Source organism: uncultured Paracoccus sp. (genome assembly GCF_937873615.1).
In the GTDB taxonomy this organism is placed as follows: Bacteria; Pseudomonadota; Alphaproteobacteria; order Rhodobacterales; family Rhodobacteraceae; genus Paracoccus.
This window is the reverse complement of sequence record NZ_CALMYP010000034.1, coordinates 54,782-79,683: the sequence shown is the minus strand read 5'-3', so window position 1 is coordinate 79,683 and position 24,902 is coordinate 54,782. Positions and strand designations below refer to the sequence as shown.

The following is a 24,902-nucleotide window of genomic DNA, read 5'->3' as shown; positions in this document are numbered from 1 at the left end:
GTTTGAAAGGAACCGGCGTCTCCGTCAAATGTGCGAAAGAATTTGTACGTTATCCTCAACACAATGGGGCAGCAGAGCGATGACAAGCACAACGAATTCGTTCTCATGGCCGGGTCGCTCGGCGTTTCATCCCTGGTCTGTCTGCTGAACAACGGTGACAATGGAACAACGGAAACGACGCAGAGTCTTCTGGGCCCGTTCTGGCGCATGAACCAACCGCTGACCGAAAACGGTGGGTCGATCCTGCGTTCGAATACGCCCGGCCCCAGACTCTACGGCATGTTCACCTTCCTCGATCAGGACGGTAATCCGATCGAAGGTCTTGAGGTCGATATCTGGCATGCCTCGCCGGTCGGCCTCTACGAAAATCAGGATGATACACAGGCGGACTACAACCTGCGCGGAAAGTTCATGACCGGCGCTGACGGTGTCGTGCGCTTCAAATCGGTCAAGCCCGTTGGCTATCCGATCCCGACCACGACCACTGTCGGAACCCTGCTGTCGGCGCAGAACCGTCACCCGTACCGGCCCGCCCATGTGCACGTTCTGGCGCACAAGCAGGGGTTCAAGACCCTTATCAACCAGACCTATGTCGATGAGACCGAATATCTCACCTCAGACGTGCAGTTCGGCGTCACCGAGGCGCTGATCGGCAAGCTGGAAAAACAGACTGGACCGCATCCCGAGGACGGCAATGTGGGCGATTGGTACACGCTTGAACACACGCTGACCCTTGAAGCAGGCGAGTCCAAACTTCCCATCCCCCCAATCAAGTGAGCGGAACATGTTGACAGATGAGCAGCGACAGGATGCGGCACACGCAATTCTGACGGCAGAGCAGACCCGTGTGGTCTGTCCGCAGCCGTCAAAGACATGGCCCGAGATGACGCTGGAAGACGCCTACGACGTCCAACGCCGATGGGCCGAGGCGCGGATCGAAGCTGGCGCGAAAATCGTCGGACGCAAGATCGGCCTGACGAGTCGCGCCATGCAGCAGGCCTCGAAGATGACGGAGCCGGACTACGGCGTCATCCTCGACGACGCCCTCTATTATGATGGCGCCAAAATCGAAGCGGGAACGTTCATCAAGCCCCGCCTTGAAGTGGAACTGGCCTTCATCATGGGCGAAGATTTGTCTGGCGCCGGATGTCAGGTTCACGATGTCCTTCGCGCAACCGAGTTCGTCCAGCCGGCTCTGGAGATCATTGACTACCGCACGGAGGTGCCGCGCCAGATCGTTGATACGATCGCCGACAACGCGGCCTTTGGGGCGATCGTGCTTGGCGGCAGAACCATTCGCCCCTTCGATACTGATATTCGCTGGATCGGAGCCACGCTGTCGCAAAACGGCACGATTGAGGAAAGCGGGGTTTCTGCCGCCATCATGGGGCACCCTGCAGCAGGTCTTGCCTGGCTGGTGAATAAACTGGCCCCTCTCGGCAGCGGACTGAAGAAAGGCGATATCGTCCTCGGCGGCTCGTTCACCCGGCCGGTAGACATCGCGTCAGGTGACGTGATCTTCGCCGACTATGGGCCGCTCGGCGCCATCGGCGTCAGCTTCTCGTGAAACAGTGGCGGGCAGGTCGTCGAAAGACGTCCGCCCCGCCTGAGCCCAAGGAATCTTCCATGGATTTGCCCGTCAATCACTTCAAAGCAGCCCTCCGTGACGGCCAGCGACAGATCGGACTATGGAGTTCCATCGCGGATTCCAGCGTGTGCGAACTGTTGGCTGGCTGCGGATACGATTGGATGATGCTGGATACCGAGCACTCCACCTACGGTCCGGCGGAAGTTATCGAGTTTCTGCGAACACTCGCGCCCTATCCAGTCAGTCCGGTGGACCGCCCGGCCTGGAACGATCCGGTCGAGATCAAGAAGCTTCTCGATGCAGGCGCGCAGACTATTCTGATCCCGTATGTCCAGAGTGCCGAGGAAGCACATGCTGCCGCCGCTGCCGTGACCTACCCTCCAGAAGGTATTCGCGGCGTCTCTGGAATCACCAGGGCAACGCGCTACGGGACGGTATCGAACTACGCCAGGCGGGCACGCGAGGAAATCTGTCTTCTCGTGCAGGTCGAGACGCGCGAAGCACTGTCTCGGCTAGACGAGATTGCCAGCGTTCCGGGCGTCGACGGCGTCTTCTTCGGGCCTGCGGACATCGCCGCCAGTTTCGGCCACGTCGGCGACCCATCGCATCCGGAAGTCTGCGCCGCAATTCTTGAAGGCATGGCCCATCTGGAAAAGAAGGGCGTTCCCTCCGGAATTCTGTCGCTGGACCAGGAGTTCCTCGGTCAAGCCGCGAATGCCGGAGCGAGCTTTATCGCGGTGGATGTCGATTCCGGGCTCCTGCGGCGGGCGGCCGTCGCCAGGCGTTCGGAATGGGCCGATATCCGATGACGGCGCTCTCTGACAAAGTACTGCGGGTCGGGTTCAACACGAACAACCGAGCAATCGTCGACCGCTCGGGGGACCGGCTCGTAGGCCCGGCACCGCGCCTTGCGGAGGAGATATGTAAGCTCGCGGGCTTGATACTGCGACCGGTGATCTTTGAAAATGCCCGAAGATTGGTGGAGGGTGCCGCAAGCGAATGGGATATCGCCTTTCTGGCGGTAGACCCCTCACGAAGCGACCGGATCGAATTCAGTGCTCCCTACCTCGAAATTGAAGCGACGTTTCTATGTCGGAGCACTGTAACCGAAAGAAGCTGCGCCGACATAATCGCCAGCGGGCAAAAGATTCTTAGCGCCACCGGCGCATCCTACGACAACCGCCTTTCGAAAGTTACAAATCCGGGATCGGTGATCTCGGCCCGTTCCCCTGCCGAAGCGCTGGCGTACTTCCGGGATGGGCGAGCGGACGTTCTGGCAGGAATTCGCTCAACACTTGAACGGGATGCACTGCCGGACACGGCTGTTCTGTCAGACGCCTTTAGCACGATATCTCAGGCCGTCGGGCTGAGTTCGCAGGCCCGCCATCTTCTTCCGCAAGTCAACCAGGCAGTTGCGAATTTCCTTCAAACAGCAAGATGAGGTGGTCCCCGAAAACCGGACACCCTGCTAAGCTTCCTGCACGAACACAATTTGGAACACTCGACGAGCCGTCGGGTAAATTGCCATGATAATACGGTAGTCGAGCGTTCCTTTCAGCGATAGTAGTTTGCCCTTGAAGCCGCCGCACCGAGACGGTATCAAGAGGGCCGTTGCGGGTATGGTGAAATGGTATCACACGAGCTTCCCAAGCTCTTGGCGCGAGTTCGATTCTCGCTACCCGCTCCAATTGCCCCCGGTCGCCCAGGTTTTTCAATAATTTCAATGAAGTCCGCCCCGCTCGGGCGCAGATCCCCGCTGACGGTGGCCTTGCGCTTGACCGGATAAAGCATCGAGCGCGCCTTGCGCGGAAACGGATTTCCTCGCAAGCAACACTCCGGGCAGGGCGCATATCCGCGCCAGGTTCTAACCCGCCGGCCCGACCTGCAGCTTGCGCCAGCTCTTCATCCGCGAACGGAACCAGATTCGCTGCGATTTCGCGTATTGGCGGGTGGCGACGATGGCGCGGCCCTTGGCGGTTCTGGCGTCGATGTCCTCGCGCAGATAGGCGGCGATTTCGGGGGCGCCGATGGCGCGGGCCCATTGCGCGCGCTCGTCCCAGAGGGGCATCATGGCGCGCACTTCCTCGACCGCGCCATCGTGCCACATCTGGGCGAAACGCACGAGGATGCGCTTGGCCAGCCAGTCGCGATCCGAATTCAGCACCAGGCAGGTGGCGTCTTCCGGCGCGATCAGCGGCGGTGGTGTGTCGCTCTGCCAGTCGACGATGCTGCGCCCGGTGGCCTGCAGGACTTCCCAGGCGCGCTGCACCCGGGCCGGGTTCTGCAGGTCGATCTTCTCGCGCGAGGCATCGTCGAGGCCGGCGATCATGTCGTCCAACCCGCCCGCGGCAAGGATCGCATCGCCGGTATCGCGGATCTCGGGCGGGACCGGCGGGATATGCGCAAGCCCGGATGTCAGCGCTGTCAGGTAAAGCCCGGTGCCGCCGGCGACGATCAGCCGACCCTTCAGCGCCGCCACCTCGCCCAGCCAGTCGCCGACCGAATAGCTCTGGCCCGGATCGACATGGCCGTAAAGCGCATGCGGGGCCGCCGCCAGATCCGCGTCATCTGGTCGCGCCGTCAGCACCCGCCAGCAGGACCATATCTGCAACGCGTCCGCATTCACGATGGTGCCGCCCTGCGCTTGGGCCAGTGCCAAAGCCAGTGCCGACTTGCCCGAGGCGGTCGGCCCGGCGATGACGACGTGGCGTTCCGGGTCGATCGTTTCGATCACTTCGCTGTAATCCGTTCCCATATCTGTCCATTCCGGCGGTTGAACCTGACACCCTTTTGCGACATTTTGCGCCGCAGTTGAACCGCTGGGAAGGGAATCTCGATGAGCGACGCCGAAACCAAGGCCCCGACCAGCTATGATCGCGTCATGCTGAAGATTTCCGGCGAGGCGCTGATGGGCGATCAGGGCTTCGGCCTGCACCCGCCGACCATCGCCCGCATCGCCGACGAGGTCGAATCGGTCCAGCAGATGGGGGTCGAGGTCTGCATGGTCATCGGCGGCGGCAATATCTTCCGGGGGCTGCAAGGCTCTGCCCAGGGGATGGAGCGCACGACCGCCGATTACATGGGGATGCTGGCCACGGTCATGAACGCGCTTGCCATGCAATCCGCGCTGGAGGCCAAGGGCATTCATTCCCGTGTCATCACCGCCATCCGCATGGACGAGGTGGCCGAGCCCTATATCCGCCGCCGTGCCGTGCGCCATCTGGAAAAGAAGCGCGTGGTGATCTTCGCCGCCGGCACCGGCAACCCATATTTCACCACCGATACCGCCGCCACGCTACGCGCCTCGGAGATGAACTGTCAGGCGATCTTCAAGGGCACCAAGGTCGATGGGGTCTATGACAAGGACCCGAAGAAATTCGCCGACGCGGTGCGCTATGATCAGGTCACCTATGACGAGGCGCTGCAGAAGAATCTCGGCGTGATGGATGCCTCGGCGATTGCGCTGGCGCGCGACAACAAGCTGCCGATCATCGTCTTCTCGCTGGACGAGCCGGGCGGCTTCCGTGGCATCCTGGCCGGCGAGGGCACCTATACCCGGGTCACCGACGGCAAGTCGCCGGCGGGTCGCGAGGTGAAATCCTGACCCGGACCCCGTCCTGCCCGCGCACGGTCAGCCGGGCGACGGGTACCGGCGGGGCCACCGCCTCAAGCCGGTGATCGCGCAGGATCAGCGACAGCATCAGCGGCCCTTCCACCATGGCGAAACCGGCGCCGGGACAGACCCGGGAACCGGCCGAGAAGGGGATATAGGCGCTGCGCGCGCAACTCTTGCCGTTCTCGGTCTCCCACCGGGCCGGATCGAAACTGTCGGGGTCGTCCCACAGCCGTTCATGGCGATGCAGATGCCAGGGCGAGATGACGATCTGCGCGCCCTTCGGCACATCGCGGTCGCGGAAATGTTCCGGGCAGGCGGATTCGCGCACCATCATCGGCACCGGCGGGTAAAGCCGCAAGGCCTCGCGGAACACCGCACGGCTGAGTTTCAGGTGGGAGACCACCGAAAAATCAGGATGTTCCGGGTCGATTTCGGCCCGCGCCTCAGCGGCGACGCGATCCTGCCAGTCGGGATTGGCGGCCAGCAGCCACAGCGCCCAAGCCAGCGAGGAGGCACTGGTCTCATGCCCGGCCAGAAAGAAGATCGCCACCTGATCGACCATTTCGGGCGGGGTGAAGATCTCTCCGGTCAGGGGGTCGGGCGTGGTCATGATCTTGGTCGCCAGATCGTCGGGCGCGGTGCCCGCCGCGATGGCCTCGGCGCGATCCGCCACCAGTTGCGCGATCAGCCCCCGGATATGCGCCGCCGTTTCGCGCGTGCGGCGCGAGTGGAAGCGCGGAAACCAGCCCGGCAGCGGCAGCAGTGCGCCGATATTGACGATGGGCTGGGCGTCCTGATGGGCGCGGAAGGCGGAAAAGACCTGCGCCGCCGTCTGATCCTCGATCGGGATGGAAAACAGCGTGCGGAAGATCACATCCGCCGCCGCATGAGAGGTCTCGGGCTCAAGGTCGATCTCGCCCTCGGGCAGGCGCAGGGCGGCGGTGCGGCTGGCTTCCCAGATCTGCGGGAAGATCTCGCGCAGGCGACCGCCTTCGAAGGCCGGGTCGATGATGCGGCGCTGGCGGCGCCATTCCTCGCCATTGGTGACGAAGACCGAGCGGCCCAGAAGGGGTGCCAGCCCCTCGCGCAGCCGGTTCGATTTCGGGAAGTCGTCGGGGCGCGCGCGCAGCACCAGCGAGACCAGCTCGGGGTCGTTGCAGACGAAGCTGTGAATCGGGCCGGCGCGGAATTCGGCCATCCAGGCGCGGTAAAGCCGGGCGGGCAGGGCGGATAACAGGTCGCGGCGGAAATGGCGCAGATAGTGCAGAAATCCGGTGCGGCCCTCGGCTGTGGCGGGTTTGGGCGGGATCATGGGTAATGCCAGCGATTCACCGGCCGCGCGATGCGGGCCGGGGAATGGCTCCGGCCGGCGAAACGCTCGGCCAGCGGTTGCGGTCCCGTCGTGATCTGGAAATAGTCATAGATCCCCGGTTGATCGAAGGCACAAAGATACTGGAAGTGCAGCCGGAACCACCGGCCACGCAGTTCTTTCTGCCTAGCGGGCGACAGGGTCCGGGTAAATGCGGCAGAAACGACCAGCGGGCCGCCGCCGCCTTCCGGCACGCAGCGCGACACCGCCACCGGATCGCACAGCCCGAAAGAGCAGGCGTCACCCGGCGCGGTCACGTCGATCCAGACCGGCCCGGCAAGGGCGAGATCGTGCAGATCGCGCCGCAGCTGATCGGCACGCGGCAGGAAGGACGCCATCGGCACCACATGGCCAAGCGTCAAAAGCGCGATTTTCGGGGCCAGCCGCCCCGTGCGTGCCAGCTTCGCCAGTGCCGAAACCGCGATATAGGCACCCGAGGAATGGCCGATCACCAGCACCTCGTCCCAGTCCCCGGCGCTGACCGTGGCGATACGCTCGGCAAAGGCGTCGATCCGGGTCTGCAGGGCGGGCGGATAGGCGCCGCCATTCTGCGCCGTGAAGGCATAGTCATGCATCAGGTAATAGGCAAAAATCTTGCCATCGAGCTTGCGCCATTGCCGCAGCCCCAGCACGAAGAGCGCGACCGCCACCGGCAGCCCTGCCCACCAGGTCGCCATCAGCGAGACGAGCCAGCCCAGAATCCAGCCCGCCAGCCCGGCGGCAAGCGCCTGCACCAGCAGCACGACGATGGGATAAAGTGCGGCCAGCACCGGCCCGCGCCTGAGCCGCATCAGCCGCCAGAGGGCGCCCGAGCCGATATAGGCCCAGGCGGTGCGGAAAAGCTGGCCATAGGTCGCCGGGATCGACTGACCCATGGAGCCGGCGACGATATCCGACCAGACCAGCACCTCGAACTCGGCCTCGGCGCGGGTGCCGTCGGTCTCGGTCGTGGCCCCCCAGCCGAAACCGGTCCGGTCGCTCCGGGCCCCGGTTTTCAGCTTGTAGCCCGAGATCTGCGCCTGTTTGGCCCCCTCGCGCTTGAACAGCTCGCGGTAACGGCGCGGCGGGATCGGGTCGTAGCCGGGGATATAAAGCACCCGCCGCCGCATCAGATCTTCCCGATCTCCGGCAGGTCGCGCAGCATCACCAGCCGCGAATGCGAGGCGAATTCGCGCCGCCAGGTGACGCCGAGCACAATGGCCGAGGTCACCGCCAGCCCCCAGGGCCCGATCAGCCAGCCGAGTGCTGCCAGCGCGAAATAGATATTGCGCAAGCCCATGTTGAAGCTTTTCGCCGCGGTCACGTTCAACTCTGCCGCCTGATGGGCGCGGGGGATGGCCAGCGGATCCTTGATATCGTTGGGGACCGAGGCCATGACGATGGCGCAATAGCCGAACAGTCGGTGCGACCAGATGAATTTCAGCAGCGCATTGGCGACGAAGAACAGCGCCACCATGACCTTGACCTGCCACAGCACCGTGGGCGCCTGTCCCAGTTCCAGCCCGCCCGCGACCTGACGCAGCCGCTCGGGGTTGCCGACAAGCGCCATGCCGCCGCCGATGGCGATCAGGCAGGCCGAGGCGAAGAAGGTCGGCCCCTCGCGCAGCGATTGCAGGATGGCGCTGTCGAAGATGCGCGGCTGGCGGGTGATGAACTGGCGCATCCATTCATGGCGATAGCGCACCATCAGCTTTGCGACCGAAGGGTGGTTCTTCGGCGGATGCTCGGTCAGCCAGCCGATGCCCATCCAGCAGCCGAACAGCCAGATCAGCGCGGCGATATCGGCAGGCGACAGGACGGACAGGATCGAGGGCACATGCATGGCCCTATTGTTAGGGCCAGTTTGTCACGGTTGCCAGCAGCAAACAGCCGCATTAGTTAGGTGACAGGTAAAATGGAGATTGACATGGCCGCACCCCACGCCATCCACGAAGAATTCCCGCATGATGCTGAAATCATTCATAACCTGAAGATTTCGGACAATCATTTCGCCCGTCTTCTGGACGAGTATGACACCGTCAATGACGAGGTCGCGGCAGCCGAGACCAATGTCCAGCCGACGACCGAGGAGCATGAGCACGAGCTGCGCCGCAAGCGCTCGCATCTGAAAGACGAGATCGCCCGGATGATCTCGGCCGCCAAGGTCTGACATGCAGATGCCCGCACCCGATGCGGGCGTCATCGCGCGCCGCGATGCGATTGCGGCGCGCCTCTCGGCCGCTCTGGCCGATCCCGCCGCCGTCATCACCGACCCGACCGAGACCCGTGCCTATGAATGCGACGCGCTTTCGGCCTATCGCTGCCCGCCCTTGATGGTGGTGCTGCCCTCGACCACCAGGGAAGTGTCCGCCGTCCTGCGCATCTGCCACGAGGAAAACGTGCCGGTCGTGCCGCGCGGTGCCGGAACCAGCCTTGCGGGCGGCTCCATGCCGACCTCGGATGCGGTCATCATCGGGCTGGCGCGGATGAATGCGATCCTTGAAATCAGCGCCGAGGACCGGCTGGTCCGGGTCCAGACCGGGCGCACCAATCTGTCGGTGACCGGCGCGGTCGAGGGGCAGGGCTTCTTCTATGCGCCCGATCCTTCCAGCCAGTTGGCCTGCGCCATCGGCGGCAATATCGCAATGAATTCCGGCGGCGCGCATTGCCTGAAATACGGCGTCACCACCAATAACCTTCTGGGCGCGACCGTGGTGCTGATGGATGGCTCCGTGGTCGAACTCGGCGGGCCGATGGGCGAAGGCGCAGGGCTGGACCTGCTGGGCGTGATCTGCGGATCGGAAGGCCAGCTTGGCATCGTGACCGAGGCGACATTGCGCATCCTGCCCAAACCCGCCGGCGCGCGGCCCGTGCTGGTGGCCTTCGACAGCCCGGTGACCGCCGGGGCCTGCGTGGCCGCGATCATCCGATCCGGCATCCTGCCCGTCGCCATCGAATTCATGGACCGCCCCTGCATCGCCGCGACCGAGGATTTCTGCGGCGCGGGTTACCCCGATTGCGAGGCGCTGCTGATCATCGAGGTCGAAGGCACCGCGCCTGAGATCGAGGAACAACTGACCCTGATCCGCGAGATCGCCGAGGGTTTCGCACTGCTGGAATTCCGCGAATCCGGCTCGGACGAGGAATCGCGCCGGATCTGGCTCGGTCGCAAATCGGCCTTTGGCGCGATGGGCGTCATCAGCGATTACATGTGCCTCGACGGCACGGTGCCGGTCAGCCGCCTGCCCGACACGTTGGCCGGCATCGGCGATCTGGCCGCGAAAGCCGGGCTGCGCGTCGCCAATGTCTTTCATGCCGGCGACGGCAACATGCACCCGCTGATCCTTTACGATGCCAACAAACCCGGCGATCTGGAACGCTGCGAGGCGCTCGGGGCCGAGATCCTGCGCCTCTGCGTCGAGGTCGGCGGCTGTCTGACCGGCGAACATGGCGTCGGGGTCGAAAAGCGCGAGCTGATGGGATCGCAATACGCCCCCGCCGATCTGGAGGCGCAGATGGCGGTGAAGGATGTCTTCGACCCGGGCTGGCTTCTGAACGCCGCCAAGGTCTTTCCGCTGGCGGTATCCGAGGCCCGAAGGGGCGCGCGACGGGGGCAGGATGCGGCCTGACAGCGAAGACGACCTTGCCGCGATGATCCGCGCGGCCAGCGGCCCCTTGCGGGTGACCGGCGGTGGCACGCGCAGCCGACCGGCGGCGGGCGAGGTTCTGGACCTGCGCGGCCTCGCTGGCATCACCCTTTACGAACCCGAGGCGCTGACCCTGATCGCCCGCGCCGGCACCCCGCTGGCCGAGGTGGAGGCGGCGCTGGCGGCGGAAGGACAGATGCTGGCATTCGAGCCCGACCCGCGCCCCGGATCGACCATCGGGGGCGTGGCCGCAACGAATGCCAGCGGCCCGCGCCGCCTGTCGGCGGGGGCCTGCCGCGATGCGATGCTGGGGGTGCGGTTTGTCACCGGAACGGGGGAAATCGTCAGGAATGGCGGGCGGGTGATGAAGAATGTCACCGGCTATGATCTGGTGAAGCTGCTGGCCGGATCGCGCGGGACTTTGGGCGCGATCACCGAAGTGGCGCTGAAAACCGCGCCGATCCCGCCGGTCCGGGTCACGCTGCGCCTCGACGGGCTGGACGATGCCCGGACCATGGCGGCAATGATGGCGGCGCTGAGCGGTCCCTATGACGTGACCGGCGCGGGCCGGCTGCCCGAGGGCGGCGTGGTGCTGCGGCTGGAAGGGCTGCCCGGCTCGGTCGAGTCGCGCGCCAAGGCGCTGAGTGCCGCGCTGAAACCCTATGGTCATGCGGAAATCGTTCAGGGTGACGCCGATTTCGCCACATTGCGCGATTTCGCGATGGCGGCGCAGGGCCCGCTCTGGCGGATCGTGCTGCGTCCTTCTCAGGCCGAGGCGATGCTGGCGCAACTTCCGGGCCGCCACGCCGTCGATTGGGGCGGGGCGCTGATCTGGGCCGAAGCCCCGCCCGACTGGCATCCCGCCCTGCGCCCCGGCGCGCGCGCCTCGCGGGTGATCGGCGCGCCTGCCATGCTGCCCGAACCCGATGCGGTGACCGCGCGTCTGACTGCCGGGCTGCGGGCGAAATTCGACCCGCGCGGGATCTTCGGGGGGCAGGCATGAAGACCGAATTCACCCCGGAGCAACTGACCGATCCGGGTCTGGCCGAGGCCAACAGGATCCTGCGCGCCTGCGTGCATTGTGGTTTCTGCACAGCGACTTGTCCGACATTCCTCATCCGTGGCGACGAGTTGGACAGCCCGCGCGGGCGCATCTATCTGATGAAGGAGATGCTGGAAAGCGGTCGCCCGGCGGACGAAAAGACCGTCACCCATATCGACCGCTGCCTGGGCTGTCTGGCCTGCATGACGACCTGCCCCTCGGGCGTGCATTACGCGCATCTGCTGGAGATCGGCAAGGCGCATATCGAGGCCACCTATCGCCGCCCCTGGCGCGACCGGGCACTGCGCTGGATGCTGGCGAAGATCGTCCCCCATGCCGGGCGCTTCCGTTTCGCGATGCTGGGCGCGAGGCTGGCGCGGCCCTTCCGGGCGCTGATGCCCGATCCGCGCCTGCGCGCCATGCTGGAGATGGCGCCGCGCGACCTGCCGCCGCCGAGCCGCAATGACGACGCGCAAGTCTTTGCTCCGATTGGGGAAAAGCGCGCCCGCGTCGCCCTGATGATCGGCTGCGCGCAGCGGGCGCTGAACACCGATATCAACGACGCCACCATTCGCCTGCTGCGCCGCGCCGGTTGCGAGGTGGTGATTCCGAAGGATTTCGGCTGCTGCGGTGCCATGACCCTGCATATGGGCCGCGATGCCGAAGGCCGCGCCACCGCGCAATCCGCCATCGCCAGCCTGATCGCGGCGGATCGCGACAGCCCGCTGGATGCGGTGATCATCAATACCTCGGGCTGCGGGACGACGATCAAGGATTATGGGCATATGTTCCCAGGTGACCCGGATGCTGCCCGGATCGCCAAGCTGGCAAAGGACGTGACCGAGTTCTTCGACGCCTTTGGCCTGCCGCCGGTCACCCCGCAACCCGCCCGCGTCGCCTATCACTCGGCCTGCTCGCTGCAACACGGCCAGCAGGTGAAGACCGCGCCGAAAACGCTTCTGACGCAGGCCGGGTTTACGGTTGTGGAACCCGAGAACCCGCATCTCTGCTGCGGCTCGGCGGGGACCTATAACATGCTGCAACCCGAATTGTCGGCTGAACTCAAGGCCCGCAAGCTGGCCACGCTGGCCGCCACCGCGCCCGAGATCATCGCGGCGGGCAATATCGGCTGCATGGTCCAGATCGGGTCCGGCACCGCGACGCCGGTCGTCCACACGGTCGAGCTTCTGGACTGGGCCACCGGCGGGCCGAAGCCGCGCGGGCTTGAAACCGCCGCATCCTGATCCCAAGTGAAGGTCACGGGGGTGCCGCAAGGGTCCCCGAAAATGCCGCCCGGAGTCCGGGGGCTTACATAGACATCGCTTCGAAAGGATGTAGCCAATGCGTAGCTTTGATCGCGCGCCGCTGTACCGCGCCTCGGTCGGTTTCGACCGCATGGCCGACCTCATGGACCGCGTGCTGTCCGCTGACAGCGCCACCCAGTCCTATCCCCCTTACAATATCGAAAAGACCGGCGAGAATGCCTACCGCATCTCTGTCGCCGTGGCCGGTTTTTCGGCTGACGATCTGACGGTCGAGTTGCGCGATGGCGCCGTCGTGGTCTCGGCGAAGAAGGCCGAGGAAGACGAGGGCCGCAGCTTCCTGCATCGCGGCATCGCCACCCGCGCCTTCGAGCGCCGCTTTGCCCTGGCCGAACATATCCGCGTCGAAGGTGCTTCGCATCAGGACGGGATGCTGCATATCGACCTGGTCCGCGAAGTGCCCGAGGCGCTGAAGCCGCGCCAGATCGCGATTGATCGCGTCGACAGCCCCAAGCGGGTCGAACAGTTCGACGCCTGAGTCAGTCGGATCAGTTGAGTGAAGGCGCGGGGCGTGCCCCCGCGCCTTTTTGCGTCCCGCGACGCCTTTGATTGCGCCGGGGGGCAGGGATCACGTCGTCGCTGTCGTCAGCCTGGCATCATCGCCGAACCAGCGGGGCCGCAGCCGCAGCGCCACATTCACCAGCAGGATCAGCACCGGCACCTCGACCAGCGGGCCGATGACGGCGGCGAAGGCGACCGGCGAGGCAAGGCCATAGGCGGCGATGGCGACGGCGATGGCCAGTTCGAAATTATTGCCGGCGGCGGTGAAGGCGATGGCCGTGCTGCGCGGATAATCCCGTGCGATCAGCCGGCCCATGGCGAAGCTGACCATGAACTGTATGGCGAAATAGAGGATCAGCGGGATGGCGATGCGCACCGCATCGAGCGGCAGGCGCAGCACCTCTCCGCCTTTCAGGCTGAACATGGCGATGATGGTGAACAGCAGCGCGATCAGCGTGATCGGGCCGATTTTCGGCAGGAAGATCTCGCGATACCAATCCTCGCCCTTGCGCGCGATCAGGATACGGCGGGTCAGGAAACCGGCGATGAAGGGCAGGCCCAGATAGATCAGCACCGCCTCGGTGACGGTCCAGAAGCCGACATCGATCACGCTGCCCTCCAACCCGAAAAGCGGTGGCAGCACGGTCAGGAACAGCCAGGCATAGGTCGAGAAGAACAGGATCTGGAAGATCGAGTTGAAGGCCACCAGCCCGGCGACATATTCGCTGTCGCCCCGGGCAAGCTGGTTCCAGACCAGCACCATGGCGATGCAGCGCGCCAGCCCGATCAGGATCAGCCCGGTCATGTATTCCGGCTGATCGCGCAGGAAGATCACCGCCAGCACGAACATCAGCACCGGCCCGATCAGCCAGTTCTGCACCAGCGACAGCATCAGCACGCGCTTGTCGGCAAAGACCTCGGGCAGCTTTTCATAGCGGACCTTGGCCAGCGGCGGATACATCATCAGGATCAACCCGATGGCGATGGGAATATTGGTCGATCCGACCGACATCGCATTCAGCGCCTCGGGCAGCCCGGTGAACACCGTCCCGAGGAGGATGCCCAAGCCCATTGCGGCAAAGATCCAGAGTGTCAGGTATCGGTCAAGGAAGGAAAGCCGGCTCGTCCGGTTCGCATTACTCATGGTCTGTTCTCTCTCAGGCGGGATGGGTGCGGTTGCCGGCTGCATCCACCACCTGCTCGCCGTCTTCCTTGGTGAAGGCGGCCTGTGCGGGGGCAGCAGGTCCAGCACCCGCTCGGACGGACGGCACAGCCGCACGCCGCGCGGGCTGACCACGATGGGGCGGTTGATCAGGATCGGGTGGGCCATCATCGCGTCGATCAGTGCTGTATCGGTCAGCTTCGGGTCGTCCAGACCCAACTCGGCGAATGGCGTGCCCTTTTCGCGCAGCAATTCACGCGGGGCGATTCCCATGCGCGCGATCAACTGTTCCAGCAGGGTGCGCGAGGGCGGGGTTTTCAGATATTCGACCACATGCGGCTCGATCCCGGCATTGCGGATCATGGCCAGCACATTGCGCGAGGTGCCGCAATCCGGGTTGTGGTAGATGATGACATCCATGCTCAGGCCCTTTGGCTGGGGGTGCAGGCGCAGTCCAGCGCGGCGACGGCGGGGGCGCAGATCTCGGGATGGCCCTGGCAGCAATCCTGCATCAGAAAGCCGATCAGCCCGGAAAGGGCTGGAAAAACCGCGCTGTAAATGACGAATCGTCCGTCGCGGCGCGACTGGATCAGCCCCGCATGTTCCAGATGGGTCAGGTGGAAGGACAGCCGAGAGGTCGTGGCCCCGCCAAGTGCCTCGCCAATGGCGCCGGCGGCCATACCTTCGGGGCCGGCCTGGACCAGAAGGCGCAGGGTGCGCATCCGGGTTTCCTGCGACAGCGCCGCAAAGGCGGCAAGTGCCTTGTCCTCATCCATCGAATCAACTCCTCAACAGGTATTGTCTTATTGAGGTTGGATGAGTTTCTGTCAAGCGTCGACCAGGTCGCTGCCTCAGCCGAGCCTTGTGCCCTTGTCCTTCGAAAAGAGCATGATCGCGCGTGGATCGAAGCTGAGTTCGGCGGCGTCGCCGGGTGCCAACTCGCATGGTCCGGGCGCCGCGCAGCGCAGGCGGTGGGGCAGGCCGGGCAGGCCCAATTCGACGATGCTTTCGCGGCCGAGGCTGTGGACGCGCAGCACCCTCGCGGTGCTGTCTTCGCCGTTCAGCCCGGTGCCGATGCGGCTGGCGCGCAGATGTTCGGGACGAATGGCGCAGGTCAGGGGGGTGCCGTCGGCAAGGCCGGGGGCCAGGATCGCGCCAAGCGCGGTTTCCACCTGACCGCCGGTAACACGGCCGGGCAGCAGGTTCAGATCGGCCAGAAACTGTGCCGCGGCAAGGCTCGATGGGCGGTGATACAGGTCCAGCGGCGTGCCTTCCTGAAGGATGCGCCCCTGCTCCATGATGGCGATGCGGTCGGCCATCATCATCGCCTCGTCCGGGTCATGGGTGACGAGGATCACCGTGGTCTCGGTCTCGCGCAGCAGGTCCAGCGTGAACTCTCGCATCTCGGTGCGCAGCCGCTGATCGAGGCTGGAGAAGGGTTCGTCCAGCAGCATGATCTTCGGCCGCGCGGCAAGCGCCCGGCTCAGCGCCACGCGCTGCTGTTCCCCGCCCGAGAGCATATGCGGATATTTAGGCCCGTAACCGGCCAGGCCCACGCGTTCCAGCAGCGGGTCGATCCGGTCCGGGCGGCGTTCGGGCCTGGGCATGCCGAAGGCGACATTCTCGGCCACGGTCATATGCGGGAACAGGGCCAGATCCTGAAACACCATGCCGACCGGGCGTTTCTCGGGCGGCAGGCTGAAACGGGCATCGGCTACCAGTTGCCCGTCGATGCGGATCGAGCCGGCATCCAGCCGCTCGATCCCGGCGATCAGGCGCAAGGTGGTCGATTTGCCGCAGCCCGAGGGGCCAAGAAGGCTGGTCACACGGCCCGGCGCGACCTGAATCGAGACGCCCTGCACCGCCGGAGTGGTGGCAAAACGCCGCACCGCATTGTCGATTTCCAGCATCGGAGATTCGCCCAGGGCGGTCTCAAACGCAGCTCTCGCAGGGATTTCCATGGGCATCACTCAGGTCTTGGCAACTGGCTGATTGGGCTGGAACAATCTTTACTAATTTTCTAGGGTTGATAGAAGGGCAAAATATCAGACAAAAATACTCAAGGAATATGATCCATGCGAAACAGCCTTCTGATTGCCTGCGGTGCGGCGGTTCTTCTTCAAGCCGGGGCGCTTGCCGCCGGGGCCGAGGAGTTGAACCTCTATACCACCCGCGAACCGAAGCTGGTCGAGCCCTTGCTGGAGGCTTTTACCGCTGAAACCGGCATCGACGTGAACACGATCTTCCTCAAGGACGGGATGCCCGAGCGGGTCGAGCAGGAGGGCGAGGCCTCGCCCGCCGATGTGCTGATGACCGTGGATATCGGCAACCTCGTCGATCTGGTGGATCGCGGGCTGACCCAGCCGGTCGATTCGGCGGTGCTGGCCGAGGCGATCCCGGAAAACCTGCGCGACAAGGACGGCAACTGGTTCGCGCTGTCGCTGCGGGCGCGGGCGCTTTACGCGGCGAAGGAACTGGACCTGACCAGCTTCAAGTATGAGGATCTGTCCAATCCGGAATGGAAGGGCAAGGTCTGTATCCGCTCGGGTCAGCATCCCTATAACATCGCGCTGACGGCGGCCTATATCACCCATCACGGCGCCGAGGAGACCAAGGCCTGGCTTGAGGGCGTGAAGGCAAACCTCGCCCGGACCGCCGGCGGCGGCGACCGCGACGTGGCCCGCGACATCATGGGCGGCATCTGCGATATCGGTATCGCCAACACCTATTATGTCGGGCTGATGCGCAGCGGCGCCGGCGGCCCCGATCAGGAGAAATGGGCCGAGGCGATCAAGCTGATCCTGCCGACCTTCGACAATGGCGGCACGCAGGTCAATGTCTCGGGTGCTGCGGTGGCGAAATACGCCCCGAACCGCGATGGCGCGGTGAAACTGCTGGAATTCCTGGTCTCGGACGAGGCGCAGAAGATCTATGCCGATGCCAATTTCGAATATCCGGTCAAGGCCGGTGTGCCGGTGAACGAGCTCGTCGGTGAATTCGGCGCGCTGAACATCGACGCGACGGACTTGACCGAGATCGCCCGCGAACGCAAAACCGCGAGCGAATTGACCGACGAAGTCGGTTTCGACAACTGATCCGGCCCGGATCCCTGCGCGCCTCCGCCCTCGCAGGGGCGGGGGCCGCCGCCTGAGGAGGTCACCCATGCAGCTGAAGCCCGGTGCCGGTTGGCAACTGATCGCGATCCTGATCGCGACGGTTGTCGTGCTGCCGGTCCTGGCGCTGTTTGCCTTTGCCGCGCAGGGCAGCGCCGGGCTGTGGTCGCATCTGTTCCGCAATGTGCTGGCCAATGCGCTTGGCCAGACGGTGATCCTTCTGACCGGCGTCGGGCTGATCGTGGCGGTGCTGGGCACGGTTACGGCCTGGCTGGTCGCCGCTTTCGATTTTCCGGGCCGGCGCATCCTCGGCTGGGCCTTGCTGCTGCCGCTGGCGGTGCCGACCTATATCGTTGCCTATGCCTATCTGGACATCCTGCACCCGATCGGACCGGTGCAGACGGCGATCCGGGGCCTTCTGGGCTATTCCAGCCCGCGCGAGTTCCGGCTGCCCGATATCCGCTCGATGACCGGCTGCATCATCCTGCTCGGTTTCGTGCTTTATCCCTATGTCTACCTGCCGGTGCGGGCGCTTTTCGCCACCCAGGCGGCGAATATGCTGGAGGCGTCGCGCACGCTTGGCGCAGGCTCCACCCGGATCTTCTGGCGCATCGTGCTGCCGCTGGCCCGCCCGGCCATTGCCGCCGGCATGGCGCTGGCCCTGATGGAGACGCTGAACGATATCGGCGCGGCCGAGTTTCTGGGCGTGCGCACCCTGACCGTCGCGGTTTATTCCACCTGGCTCAACCGGACCGACCTGCCGGGCGCGGCGCAGATCGCCATCGTCATGCTGCTGGTCGTGGTCGCGCTGGTGCTGATCGAGCGGTGGGCGCGCAAGGGGCAGGTCTATGCCGGCAGTTCGCGCCGGCAGGCGCCGCTGTCCCGCGTCAGGCTGGGCGGGGCGAAGGGGATCGCGGCAAGCGCCATCTGCCTGCTGCCGGTGCTGATCGGTTTTCTCGGTCCGGCGATCTACCTGGCCCATCAGGCCTGGCTGCGCTTCCGCTTTGCCGGCATCCCGGCGCGGATCTGGACCGAGGCCTGGCAGACCGCCAGCATGGCACTGTCGGCAACGCTGATCGCGGTCTGCCTTGGCCTGCTGATCAGCGCCGCGCCGCGCTTTTCCGACAATGCGGTGACGCGGGGGGCGATCCGGCTCTCGACGCTGGGATATGCGGTGCCGGGCACCATCCTTGCCATCGGCTTGCTGCCGGTCATCATCTTCGCCGACCGCCAGATCAGCACCGTGCTGGGCTGGTTCATGGACAGCGCGCCGCAGCTCATCCTGCTCGGCGCCGGGGCGGGGATGATCTATGCCTATGTCGCCCGCTTCCTCGCCATCGCCTCGGGCGGGATCGAGGCCGGCATGACCCGCGTGCCGGTGACCTTCGATCATGCCGCCCGCAGCCTTGGCCGCAGCCCCTCGGGCGTGTTCCGCCAGATCCACCTGCCGCTGTCGCGCGCCTCGATGACTGCCGCCGGCCTGCTGATCTTTGTCGATTGCGTGAAGGAACTGCCGGCGACACTGCTGCTGCGCCCGCTGAATGTCGAAACCCTGTCGACCCATCTTTACGGAGAGGCGGCGCGCGGCACCTATGAGGATGCCTCGATCGCGGCGCTGATGATCCTGCTGATCGGCATGGTGCCGGTGGTCCTGCTCTCGGGTCGCATCCGCAGCTAGGCGGCGTTTCGCGGAAGCGAACACCATGTTCTGACAGGACAGGCTGGAAGGAACGCCCGCCGCCCGCTACCTTCTCCAGCAAGAACTTGCACTGTGCCACACAGGAGGATTTCCGACATGGCCGATATCACCTTTACCAAGGAAGACGGCCCGCGCCGTGGCCGCTATGTCGCGCGGCTGGCCGGGATCGACGCCGAGGGCGAGATCACCTTCACCCATCGTGGCCCGGGTGTGATCAGCGCCGATCATACCGGCGTGCCCGAGGCCATGGCCGGACAGGGCGTCGCCAAGGCTCTGCTCGATCACATGCTGGAGGACGCGCGGCAGGGCGGTTTTCGCATCGTGCCGGTCTGCCCCTTCATCCGCGCCCAATATGCGCGCCACCCGGAATGGGCGGCGCTGTTTACCACCAGGCCGGGCGAAGACCCATAGGGCGTTGAGGACAAAGACAGGCCGGGCCGCATTCCTGCGCCCGGCCCGGACAGGAAAGGAAAGACGATGGGATTGCTGGTCGACGGGGTCTGGCAGGATCAATGGTATGACACCGCAAGCAGCGGCGGGCGGTTTCAGCGCAGCACGACCTCGTGGCGGAACTGGGTCACGCCGGACGGCGCTGCGGGGCCGTCGGGCGAGGGCGGCTTTGCTGCCGAAAGCGGGCGCTATCATCTCTATGTCAGCCTCGCCTGTCCCTGGGCGCATCGGACGCTGATCTATCGCCAGTTGAAGGGGCTGGCCCCGCATATCGAGGTCTCGGCCGTCCATCCCGACATGCTGGGCGACGGCTGGGAATTTCGCACCGATTTCCCCGGTGCCACCGGCGACAGGCTGTTCGGCCTGCCTTACATGCGCGACATCTACCTGCGCGCCGACCCGAAGGCCTCGGGCCGGGTGACGGTGCCGGTGCTCTGGGACAAGCAGCGAGATACCATCGTCAGCAATGAAAGCGCCGAGATCATCCGCATGTTCAACAGCGCCTTCGACGGGCTGACCGGCAATGATCTGGACTTCTGGCCCGAAGACCTGCGCCCGCAGATCGAGGCCCTGAACGCGCGGATCTATGACACGGTGAACAACGGCGTCTACAAGGCCGGCTTCGCCACCAGCCAGGCCGCCTATGACGAGGCCATCGCCCCGCTTTTCGACAGCCTCGACTGGCTGGAGGATCTGCTGAGCCGGAACCGCTATCTGACCGGCGACCGCCTGACCGAGGCCGATTGGCGGCTGTTTACCACCTTGGTCCGCTTCGATCCGGTCTATCACACGCATTTCAAATGCAACCGGAAATGGCTGCGCGAATACCCCAACCTCTGGGGCTGGACGCGCGAGCTTTACCAGATCCCCGGCGTGGCCGGGACGGTCGATTTCGACCATATCGTGCGGCATTACCATTACAGCCATGACACGATTAACCCCGCTCGGATCATCCCGATCAACCCGGTCATCGACTGGAACGAACCGCACGGGCGCGGCTGACGGCGCGGGGGCTATTCCGGGTCGAAGCTGAACAGCGCGACCGAGCGTTCCAACTCGTTCACCGCCAGATTGCGGTTGATCGGGGCCTGCGCGCGCGAGGCGCAATGCTGGCGCTCGCAGAGATAGCAGTTCAGCCCGATCTCCGTCGGTTCGGTCCGGTCCGGGTCGATGCTGTCGGCATAGATCAGGCGCGGCGCGAAGGCCACGTCGCAGCCCAGCCCGACCGCCAGACGCGGCGCCGGGGCCGAGAAACTGCCCCCCGCCCGCGTCACCGTGCGGGCAATGGAATAATAGCGCGCGCCCTCGGGCATCCGGATCAGCTGCGTCGTCACCCGGCCCGGGGTCTCGAAGGCGGCATGGATGTTCCACAACGGACAGGTGCCGCCGAAGCGCGAGAAGGGGAAGCGCCCGGCGCTGAAGCGTTTCGAGACATTGCCGGCGCGGTCGACGCGGACGAAGAAGAAGGGGATGCCGCGCGCCTCAGGGCGTTGCAGCGTGGTCATGCGATGCGCGGTCTGCTCGAAGCCGGTGCCGAAGCGATGGCCGACGACCTCGATATCGTAGCGCTCGGATTCGCAGGCGGCGAGAAACTGGCGATAGGGCATCAGCATGGCGGCGGCGAAATAGTTCATCAGGCTGACCCGGGCCAGACTGCGCGCGGCATCGCCCTCGAAGGACTTGCCCATGACCTCGTCGATCAGGTCCTGATAATCCAGCCGCGCGATCAGCACCGCGATCTGGAAGCGCCGGCTGGCCACGTCCAGCAGTTCCGACAGCAGCAATTCCTTGCGATGCGGGTCATAGCGGCGCAGCGTGCCCGCCATGACCGAGGCCGGCAGCCGCCGCACCCGGATGTTATGCGCGCTGAGCAGCCCGTTCAGCGCCGCCCCCGATTCGTCGCGATAGAGGCGATGCTCCTCGGACAGCCCCTCGGCCACGCGGTCGAGCGCGTCGGCATAGTTGCGATGCTCATAGAACCAGTCGCGCACCTGCTCGACCGGCTTTGCGACCTGCGCCAATGCCTCGACCTTGTTGCGGTCGGTCAGCGGGTTCTGGTCGATCTGCCCGCGCATCACCGCATCGCCAAGCCGGCCCTGCAGCTTCACCAGCGCAGTGGCGATCCGGGGCGAGGCCTGCAACACCGCCTCGATCTCGGCCCGGCCGATGCCCTCGGTTTCCAGCGAGGGGTCTTTCAGCACCGCCTCGAAATCGGCGGCAAGCTGGCTGTCGGTGCCGGGCGCAAGCTCGGCCACGTTCAGGTCATAGACCTGCGCCAGCCGCATCAGCAGCTTCGCCGAGGCCGGCCGCTGATCCGATTCGATCAGCGTGATATAGCTGGCCGAGACGCCAAGCTGTTCGGCCATCTGCGCCTGCGTCAGCCCCAGCGTGGTGCGCAGAACCTTCAACCTCTGGCCGATGATCAGCTTTTCGCTGCGTGGCGGCATGTTACAATCCTTACATTACAAACATAACTGATCTGACAAATGTGACAGAATTACCCCATTTATGTAAAGAGCGGATGCGTTTCCAGAATGACATTACTATTGTGACAAATGTGAGGACGCGGAATCACCCGCGACATGATTGAGACAGAGGTTTCGCCAATGCAGCAGAAACGGGCATCCGCAGCGACCCTGACCGCATCCCGCGGCACGGCGCTTTGCGGCTTGGTCCGGCTCGGCTGAGGGCAGGGTGGATCGGGCAATGGACACGCGTCATTCCCTGCCATTCTTCAGCGGACTTCTGGACCGCGAATCGATCGAATATGTCATGAAAGGAAAGACCATGGCCAACCGCAAGACCTTTGCCGAACTGCGCGCCGAAGTCGAAAAGCGCTATCCCTCGGGGCAGACCGTCGGTGGCGTGAGCGTCGACGATATCGTTCAGCTCAAGCTGCAGAACAGCTATGACACCCATCTGGACATCGCCCGCGACATGGCCGTGGTCATGCGCGAGGATATGGCCGCCTATGACGCCGATCCGACGCTGTCGACCCAGTCGCTCGGCTGCTGGTCGGGCTTCCATGCCCAGCAGATGATCAAATCGGTCAAGCGCCTGCGCGGCACCACCAAGCGCGCCTATGTCTACCTCTCGGGCTGGATGGTTGCCGGTCTGCGCAACACCTGGGGCCACCTGCCGGACCAGTCGATGCATGAAAAGACCGCCGTCGCCGACCTGATCCGTGAGATCTACGTTTCGCTGCGCCAGGCCGACGAAGTGGCGATGAACGATCTGTTCAAAGAACTGAAAGCCGCCGGTTCGGACGCCGAACGCGCCAAGGTCATCGAGAAGATCGACAATTTCGAATCCCATGTCGTGCCGATCATCGCCGATATCGACGCCGGCTTCGGCAACGAGCACGCCACCTATCTGCTGGCGAAGGAACTGATCCAGGCCGGCGCCTGCTGCCTGCAGATCGAGAACCAGGTCTCCGACGCCAAGCAATGCGGCCATCAGGACGGCAAGGTCACCGTGCCGCGCGAAGATTTCATCGAGAAGCTGCGCGCCTGCCGTCTGGCGTTTGAGGAACTGGGCGTTGACGAAGGCGTCATCGTCGCCCGCACTGACAGCCTCGGCGCCGGCCTGACCCAGAAGGTTCCGGTCAGCCAGAAGCCGGGTGATCTGGCCTCGGATTACATCAAATGGCTGGATACCGAAGCGATCACCGCCGAAAACCCGGTCCGCGACGGCGAACTGGCGATCATGCTCGACGGCGAATTCGTCAAGCCGAAGCGCCTGCCGAACGGTCTCTTCCCGTTCAAGAAAGGCTCGGGCCGCGCTCGTGTCGTGGAAGACTGCATTGCCAACCTGACCCAGGGCGGCGCCGACATGCTGTGGATCGAAACCGACACCCCGAACGTCGCCGAGATCGCCGGCATGGTGAACGAAGTCCGCGCCGCGGTCCCGAATGCCAAGCTGGTCTATAACAACTCGCCCTCGTTCAACTGGACCCTGAACCTGCGCAAGCAGGTCCGTGACGAGTGGATCAAGGACGGCAAGATCGCCGCCGGCGACTACCCGGAAGGGAACGAGCTGATGAAGGCCGAATTCGACGCCTCGGAACTGGGTCTCGAAGCCGATGCCCGCCTGCAGCGCTTCCAGCACGACATCTCGACCCAGGCCGGCGTGTTCCACAACCTGATCACGCTGCCGACCTTCCACCTGACCGCCAAGTCGGTGGACGAGCTGTCGCGCGGTTATTTCGGCGACGACAAGATGCTGGCCTACGTCAAGACCGTTCAGCGCGAGGAAATCCGTCGCGGCGTCTCGGCGGTCAAGCACCAGCACGAGGTCGGCTCGGATCTGGGCGACACGTTCAAGGAAATGGTTGGCGGCGACCGCGCCCTGAAGGCGGGCGGGCACGCCAACACCATGAACCAGTTCGCCGCCGAATAACGGGCAACAAGCCCCTGTAATCTCCCGGTCCTGGCCGCTAATGTGGCCCGGACCCCAAACTGGAGGAACGAGACATGACCGCCGAAACCGAATTCCAGCGCATCGACCTTCCCGAAGGCGACCGCGAAACCCGCGCCATTCACCGCGTGGCCGAAGCCGTGCATCGCCTGAACGATGCGGTGCAGCGTGCCGTGAACGAAGGAGTCTCGGTCGAGGTGATTCGCGTCTCGCGCGTCCATAACGGCGCCGGCGCCTGGGGCGATCAGGTCGTGCCGACCATTCGCGGCACCGGCGACAAGGCCGAAGACGCATAAGCCCGGCGCGGCAGGGAAGACAATGTTAAAGGCGGGCCGCAGGGCCCGCTTTTGGCTTTCGTGGCTTCGCGGTTCGCGATCCGGCCAGCGGCGCGATCCGGCCTGCCCTCAGTGCAGGAACGACCGCCGCGACGGCAGGTCGCGGATGAAATGCCCTGTCCCGCCCGAGGAATGCCGGTCATCGCGATGAAACCCGGCATTGCTGAGCACCCGGACCGAGGCCGCGTGTTCATGGCCCACATCGCTGCTCAGGCGAAGCGGTCCCTGATCGCCAACCGCTGCGATCAGGCCCATCACCAGTTCGGTGGCGATCCCCTCTCCCCAATGACGCTCGGACAGGACGTAGTGGATGTTCAGCACCGTGCTGTCATCAGTCGCGCCCGGCGTCGTCAGCATGAGCAGGCCGATCTGGGTGCCGGAGGCCTTGTTCTTGACAAGCATGACCTCGCCTTCCTCGATGCGCTCGGCAAACCAGTCCGCGATCGCGTCCCGCACGGATCCGATGCGGCCCAGGCCGGGCTGCATCTCTGGCGGCAGGTGCCTGACCGTCTGCGGCTTGAGGTTCGCCAGCAGCGCCAGTTCAAAGGTCGCGACGCTGGCCGGGTCGACCAGAACCGCCCGCCAGGGACGGACGATCAGCCGCTCGGTCTCGAAACCAGAAATCTCCATTTCGCCTTCCTGACTTTCCATGCGGCCGCCGGA

Annotated in this window: 25 protein-coding genes, 1 tRNA gene and 1 pseudogene; 17 read left to right on the top strand and 10 right to left on the bottom strand. The window is 64.8% G+C overall.

The window, feature by feature from the left end:
• The first annotated feature begins 63 nt into the window (after window positions 1-63).
• From Q0330_RS09545 to Q0330_RS09525, 5 genes are all read left to right on the top strand, one after another.
• A complete protein-coding gene (locus Q0330_RS09545) occupies window positions 64-777 on the top strand; it encodes a dioxygenase (protein WP_299477881.1) in 714 nt (237 codons plus the stop codon).
• Between the two features lie 7 nt (window positions 778-784).
• Window positions 785-1,567, top strand: coding sequence for a fumarylacetoacetate hydrolase family protein (locus tag Q0330_RS09540; protein WP_299477878.1), 783 nt, complete (start codon window positions 785-787; stop codon window positions 1,565-1,567).
• A gap of 59 nt (window positions 1,568-1,626) precedes the next feature.
• The gene (locus tag Q0330_RS09535; protein WP_299477876.1) at window positions 1,627-2,397 is read left to right on the top strand and encodes an aldolase/citrate lyase family protein; all 771 of its coding nucleotides are present in this window, start codon (window positions 1,627-1,629) and stop codon (window positions 2,395-2,397) included.
• Window positions 2,379-3,029, top strand: coding sequence for a transporter substrate-binding domain-containing protein (locus Q0330_RS09530; RefSeq protein ID WP_299477873.1), 651 nt, complete (start codon window positions 2,379-2,381; stop codon window positions 3,027-3,029). The genes Q0330_RS09535 and Q0330_RS09530 overlap by 19 nt, the downstream gene beginning before the upstream one ends.
• A 172-nt stretch (window positions 3,030-3,201) precedes the next feature.
• Window positions 3,202-3,275, top strand: a tRNA-Gly gene (locus tag Q0330_RS09525).
• 177 nt (window positions 3,276-3,452) lie between these two features.
• On the opposite strand, the gene miaA is transcribed toward Q0330_RS09525, so the two are convergent.
• A complete protein-coding gene (miaA, locus tag Q0330_RS09520; RefSeq protein ID WP_299477871.1) occupies window positions 3,453-4,343 on the bottom strand; it encodes a tRNA (adenosine(37)-N6)-dimethylallyltransferase MiaA in 891 nt (296 codons plus the stop codon).
• An 81-nt stretch (window positions 4,344-4,424) separates the two neighbouring features.
• Here miaA and pyrH point away from each other — a divergent pair, with 81 nt between their 5' ends.
• Complete coding sequence (pyrH, locus tag Q0330_RS09515; protein WP_299477869.1) at window positions 4,425-5,192, top strand: UMP kinase; 768 nt, start codon at window positions 4,425-4,427, stop codon at window positions 5,190-5,192.
• On the opposite strand, the gene Q0330_RS09510 is transcribed toward pyrH, so the two are convergent.
• Genes Q0330_RS09510 through Q0330_RS09500 form a run of 3 tightly spaced genes read right to left on the bottom strand, consistent with a single transcriptional unit; the run spans window position 5,149 to window position 8,395 of the window.
• Complete coding sequence (locus Q0330_RS09510) at window positions 5,149-6,516, bottom strand: cytochrome P450 (RefSeq protein ID WP_299477867.1); 1,368 nt, start codon at window positions 6,514-6,516, stop codon at window positions 5,149-5,151. The genes pyrH and Q0330_RS09510 overlap by 44 nt on opposite strands.
• Window positions 6,513-7,682, bottom strand: coding sequence for a hypothetical protein (locus Q0330_RS09505; protein ID WP_299477865.1), 1,170 nt, complete (start codon window positions 7,680-7,682; stop codon window positions 6,513-6,515). Before Q0330_RS09505 ends, Q0330_RS09510 begins: the two co-directional genes overlap by 4 nt.
• Window positions 7,682-8,395, bottom strand: a complete 714-nt coding sequence (locus Q0330_RS09500) for a DUF599 domain-containing protein (protein WP_299477863.1) — start codon at window positions 8,393-8,395, stop codon at window positions 7,682-7,684. Before Q0330_RS09500 ends, Q0330_RS09505 begins: the two co-directional genes overlap by 1 nt.
• Window positions 8,396-8,479: 84 nt before the next feature.
• Here Q0330_RS09500 and Q0330_RS09495 point away from each other — a divergent pair, with 84 nt between their 5' ends.
• The 5 genes from Q0330_RS09495 to Q0330_RS09475 all read left to right on the top strand — a co-directional run bounded on the left by Q0330_RS09495 (window position 8,480) and on the right by Q0330_RS09475 (window position 13,041).
• Entirely contained in the window at window positions 8,480-8,722 is a 243-nt protein-coding gene (locus tag Q0330_RS09495; protein WP_299477861.1) for a DUF465 domain-containing protein, read from the top strand.
• Between the two features lies 1 nt (window position 8,723).
• On the top strand, window positions 8,724-10,181 hold the full coding sequence (locus Q0330_RS09490; RefSeq protein ID WP_299477859.1) for an FAD-linked oxidase C-terminal domain-containing protein: 1,458 nt from the start codon (window positions 8,724-8,726) through the stop codon (window positions 10,179-10,181).
• Window positions 10,171-11,202, top strand: coding sequence for an FAD-binding protein (locus tag Q0330_RS09485; protein ID WP_299477857.1), 1,032 nt, complete (start codon window positions 10,171-10,173; stop codon window positions 11,200-11,202). The genes Q0330_RS09490 and Q0330_RS09485 overlap by 11 nt, the downstream gene beginning before the upstream one ends.
• Complete coding sequence (glcF, locus tag Q0330_RS09480) at window positions 11,199-12,485, top strand: glycolate oxidase subunit GlcF (RefSeq protein ID WP_299477855.1); 1,287 nt, start codon at window positions 11,199-11,201, stop codon at window positions 12,483-12,485. Before Q0330_RS09485 ends, glcF begins: the two co-directional genes overlap by 4 nt.
• A gap of 97 nt (window positions 12,486-12,582) precedes the next feature.
• Window positions 12,583-13,041, top strand: coding sequence for an Hsp20 family protein (locus Q0330_RS09475; RefSeq protein WP_299477853.1), 459 nt, complete (start codon window positions 12,583-12,585; stop codon window positions 13,039-13,041).
• A gap of 90 nt (window positions 13,042-13,131) precedes the next feature.
• Here the strand turns inward: Q0330_RS09475 and arsB are convergent, their stop codons facing one another.
• The 4 genes and pseudogenes from arsB to Q0330_RS09455 all read right to left on the bottom strand — a co-directional run bounded on the left by arsB (window position 13,132) and on the right by Q0330_RS09455 (window position 16,136).
• A complete protein-coding gene (gene arsB / locus Q0330_RS09470) occupies window positions 13,132-14,208 on the bottom strand; it encodes an ACR3 family arsenite efflux transporter (protein WP_299477851.1) in 1,077 nt (358 codons plus the stop codon).
• Between the two features lie 153 nt (window positions 14,209-14,361).
• A pseudogene (locus Q0330_RS19225) lies at window positions 14,362-14,589 on the bottom strand (ArsC/Spx/MgsR family protein); the annotation flags it as partial.
• A 59-nt stretch (window positions 14,590-14,648) separates the two neighbouring features.
• Window positions 14,649-15,002 (bottom strand): metalloregulator ArsR/SmtB family transcription factor, encoded by a 354-nt coding sequence (locus Q0330_RS09460; RefSeq protein WP_299477849.1) that lies wholly within the window; start codon window positions 15,000-15,002, stop codon window positions 14,649-14,651.
• Window positions 15,003-15,077: 75 nt separating this feature from the next.
• Window positions 15,078-16,136 carry an ABC transporter ATP-binding protein gene (locus Q0330_RS09455; RefSeq protein WP_299477847.1) on the bottom strand — a complete coding sequence of 353 codons (1,059 nt, stop codon included), beginning with the start codon at window positions 16,134-16,136 and terminating at the stop codon, window positions 15,078-15,080.
• Window positions 16,137-16,301: 165 nt separating this feature from the next.
• Here Q0330_RS09455 and Q0330_RS09450 point away from each other — a divergent pair, with 165 nt between their 5' ends.
• From Q0330_RS09450 to Q0330_RS09435, 4 genes are all read left to right on the top strand, one after another.
• Window positions 16,302-17,321, top strand: a complete 1,020-nt coding sequence (locus tag Q0330_RS09450; RefSeq protein WP_299477844.1) for an extracellular solute-binding protein — start codon at window positions 16,302-16,304, stop codon at window positions 17,319-17,321.
• 67 nt (window positions 17,322-17,388) lie between these two features.
• Window positions 17,389-19,017, top strand: a complete 1,629-nt coding sequence (locus Q0330_RS09445) for an iron ABC transporter permease (RefSeq protein ID WP_299477841.1) — start codon at window positions 17,389-17,391, stop codon at window positions 19,015-19,017.
• Between the two features lie 117 nt (window positions 19,018-19,134).
• Complete coding sequence (locus tag Q0330_RS09440) at window positions 19,135-19,449, top strand: GNAT family N-acetyltransferase (RefSeq protein WP_299477838.1); 315 nt, start codon at window positions 19,135-19,137, stop codon at window positions 19,447-19,449.
• A 66-nt stretch (window positions 19,450-19,515) separates the two neighbouring features.
• Entirely contained in the window at window positions 19,516-20,490 is a 975-nt protein-coding gene (locus tag Q0330_RS09435; protein WP_299477835.1) for a glutathione S-transferase family protein, read from the top strand.
• Window positions 20,491-20,501: 11 nt separating this feature from the next.
• Here the strand turns inward: Q0330_RS09435 and Q0330_RS09430 are convergent, their stop codons facing one another.
• The gene (locus tag Q0330_RS09430; protein ID WP_299477832.1) at window positions 20,502-21,935 is read right to left on the bottom strand and encodes a short-chain fatty acyl-CoA regulator family protein; all 1,434 of its coding nucleotides are present in this window, start codon (window positions 21,933-21,935) and stop codon (window positions 20,502-20,504) included.
• A gap of 259 nt (window positions 21,936-22,194) precedes the next feature.
• Between Q0330_RS09430 and Q0330_RS09425 the strand changes: the two genes are divergently transcribed.
• On the top strand, window positions 22,195-23,886 hold the full coding sequence (locus Q0330_RS09425) for an isocitrate lyase (protein WP_299477829.1): 1,692 nt from the start codon (window positions 22,195-22,197) through the stop codon (window positions 23,884-23,886).
• 74 nt (window positions 23,887-23,960) lie between these two features.
• Window positions 23,961-24,200 (top strand): hypothetical protein, encoded by a 240-nt coding sequence (locus Q0330_RS09420; RefSeq protein WP_299477826.1) that lies wholly within the window; start codon window positions 23,961-23,963, stop codon window positions 24,198-24,200.
• Window positions 24,201-24,308: 108 nt separating this feature from the next.
• Here the strand turns inward: Q0330_RS09420 and Q0330_RS09415 are convergent, their stop codons facing one another.
• Window positions 24,309-24,869 carry a GNAT family N-acetyltransferase gene (locus tag Q0330_RS09415; RefSeq protein ID WP_299477823.1) on the bottom strand — a complete coding sequence of 187 codons (561 nt, stop codon included), beginning with the start codon at window positions 24,867-24,869 and terminating at the stop codon, window positions 24,309-24,311.
• Window positions 24,870-24,902: the final 33 nt, after the last annotated feature.

What these genes read in the sequence shown, in the direction of transcription:
- Q0330_RS09545 (WP_299477881.1), top strand. Translation starts at nt 64, where the DNA reads ATGGGGCAGCAGAGCGATGACAAGCACAACGAATTCGTTCTCATGGCC.
- Q0330_RS09540 (WP_299477878.1), top strand. Translation starts at nt 785, where the DNA reads ATGTTGACAGATGAGCAGCGACAGGATGCGGCACACGCAATTCTGACG.
- Q0330_RS09535 (WP_299477876.1), top strand. Translation starts at nt 1,627, where the DNA reads ATGGATTTGCCCGTCAATCACTTCAAAGCAGCCCTCCGTGACGGCCAG.
- Q0330_RS09530 (WP_299477873.1), top strand. Translation starts at nt 2,379, where the DNA reads ATGGGCCGATATCCGATGACGGCGCTCTCTGACAAAGTACTGCGGGTC.
- miaA (WP_299477871.1), bottom strand. Translation starts at nt 4,343, where the DNA reads ATGGGAACGGATTACAGCGAAGTGATCGAAACGATCGACCCGGAACGC.
- pyrH (WP_299477869.1), top strand. Translation starts at nt 4,425, where the DNA reads ATGAGCGACGCCGAAACCAAGGCCCCGACCAGCTATGATCGCGTCATG.
- Q0330_RS09510 (WP_299477867.1), bottom strand. Translation starts at nt 6,516, where the DNA reads ATGATCCCGCCCAAACCCGCCACAGCCGAGGGCCGCACCGGATTTCTG.
- Q0330_RS09505 (WP_299477865.1), bottom strand. Translation starts at nt 7,682, where the DNA reads ATGCGGCGGCGGGTGCTTTATATCCCCGGCTACGACCCGATCCCGCCG.
- Q0330_RS09500 (WP_299477863.1), bottom strand. Translation starts at nt 8,395, where the DNA reads ATGCATGTGCCCTCGATCCTGTCCGTCCTGTCGCCTGCCGATATCGCC.
- Q0330_RS09495 (WP_299477861.1), top strand. Translation starts at nt 8,480, where the DNA reads ATGGCCGCACCCCACGCCATCCACGAAGAATTCCCGCATGATGCTGAA.
- Q0330_RS09490 (WP_299477859.1), top strand. Translation starts at nt 8,724, where the DNA reads ATGCAGATGCCCGCACCCGATGCGGGCGTCATCGCGCGCCGCGATGCG.
- Q0330_RS09485 (WP_299477857.1), top strand. Translation starts at nt 10,171, where the DNA reads ATGCGGCCTGACAGCGAAGACGACCTTGCCGCGATGATCCGCGCGGCC.
- glcF (WP_299477855.1), top strand. Translation starts at nt 11,199, where the DNA reads ATGAAGACCGAATTCACCCCGGAGCAACTGACCGATCCGGGTCTGGCC.
- Q0330_RS09475 (WP_299477853.1), top strand. Translation starts at nt 12,583, where the DNA reads ATGCGTAGCTTTGATCGCGCGCCGCTGTACCGCGCCTCGGTCGGTTTC.
- arsB (WP_299477851.1), bottom strand. Translation starts at nt 14,208, where the DNA reads ATGAGTAATGCGAACCGGACGAGCCGGCTTTCCTTCCTTGACCGATAC.
- Q0330_RS09460 (WP_299477849.1), bottom strand. Translation starts at nt 15,002, where the DNA reads ATGGATGAGGACAAGGCACTTGCCGCCTTTGCGGCGCTGTCGCAGGAA.
- Q0330_RS09455 (WP_299477847.1), bottom strand. Translation starts at nt 16,136, where the DNA reads ATGCTGGAAATCGACAATGCGGTGCGGCGTTTTGCCACCACTCCGGCG.
- Q0330_RS09450 (WP_299477844.1), top strand. Translation starts at nt 16,302, where the DNA reads ATGCGAAACAGCCTTCTGATTGCCTGCGGTGCGGCGGTTCTTCTTCAA.
- Q0330_RS09445 (WP_299477841.1), top strand. Translation starts at nt 17,389, where the DNA reads ATGCAGCTGAAGCCCGGTGCCGGTTGGCAACTGATCGCGATCCTGATC.
- Q0330_RS09440 (WP_299477838.1), top strand. Translation starts at nt 19,135, where the DNA reads ATGGCCGATATCACCTTTACCAAGGAAGACGGCCCGCGCCGTGGCCGC.
- Q0330_RS09435 (WP_299477835.1), top strand. Translation starts at nt 19,516, where the DNA reads ATGGGATTGCTGGTCGACGGGGTCTGGCAGGATCAATGGTATGACACC.
- Q0330_RS09430 (WP_299477832.1), bottom strand. Translation starts at nt 21,935, where the DNA reads ATGCCGCCACGCAGCGAAAAGCTGATCATCGGCCAGAGGTTGAAGGTT.
- Q0330_RS09425 (WP_299477829.1), top strand. Translation starts at nt 22,195, where the DNA reads ATGGACACGCGTCATTCCCTGCCATTCTTCAGCGGACTTCTGGACCGC.
- Q0330_RS09420 (WP_299477826.1), top strand. Translation starts at nt 23,961, where the DNA reads ATGACCGCCGAAACCGAATTCCAGCGCATCGACCTTCCCGAAGGCGAC.
- Q0330_RS09415 (WP_299477823.1), bottom strand. Translation starts at nt 24,869, where the DNA reads ATGGAGATTTCTGGTTTCGAGACCGAGCGGCTGATCGTCCGTCCCTGG.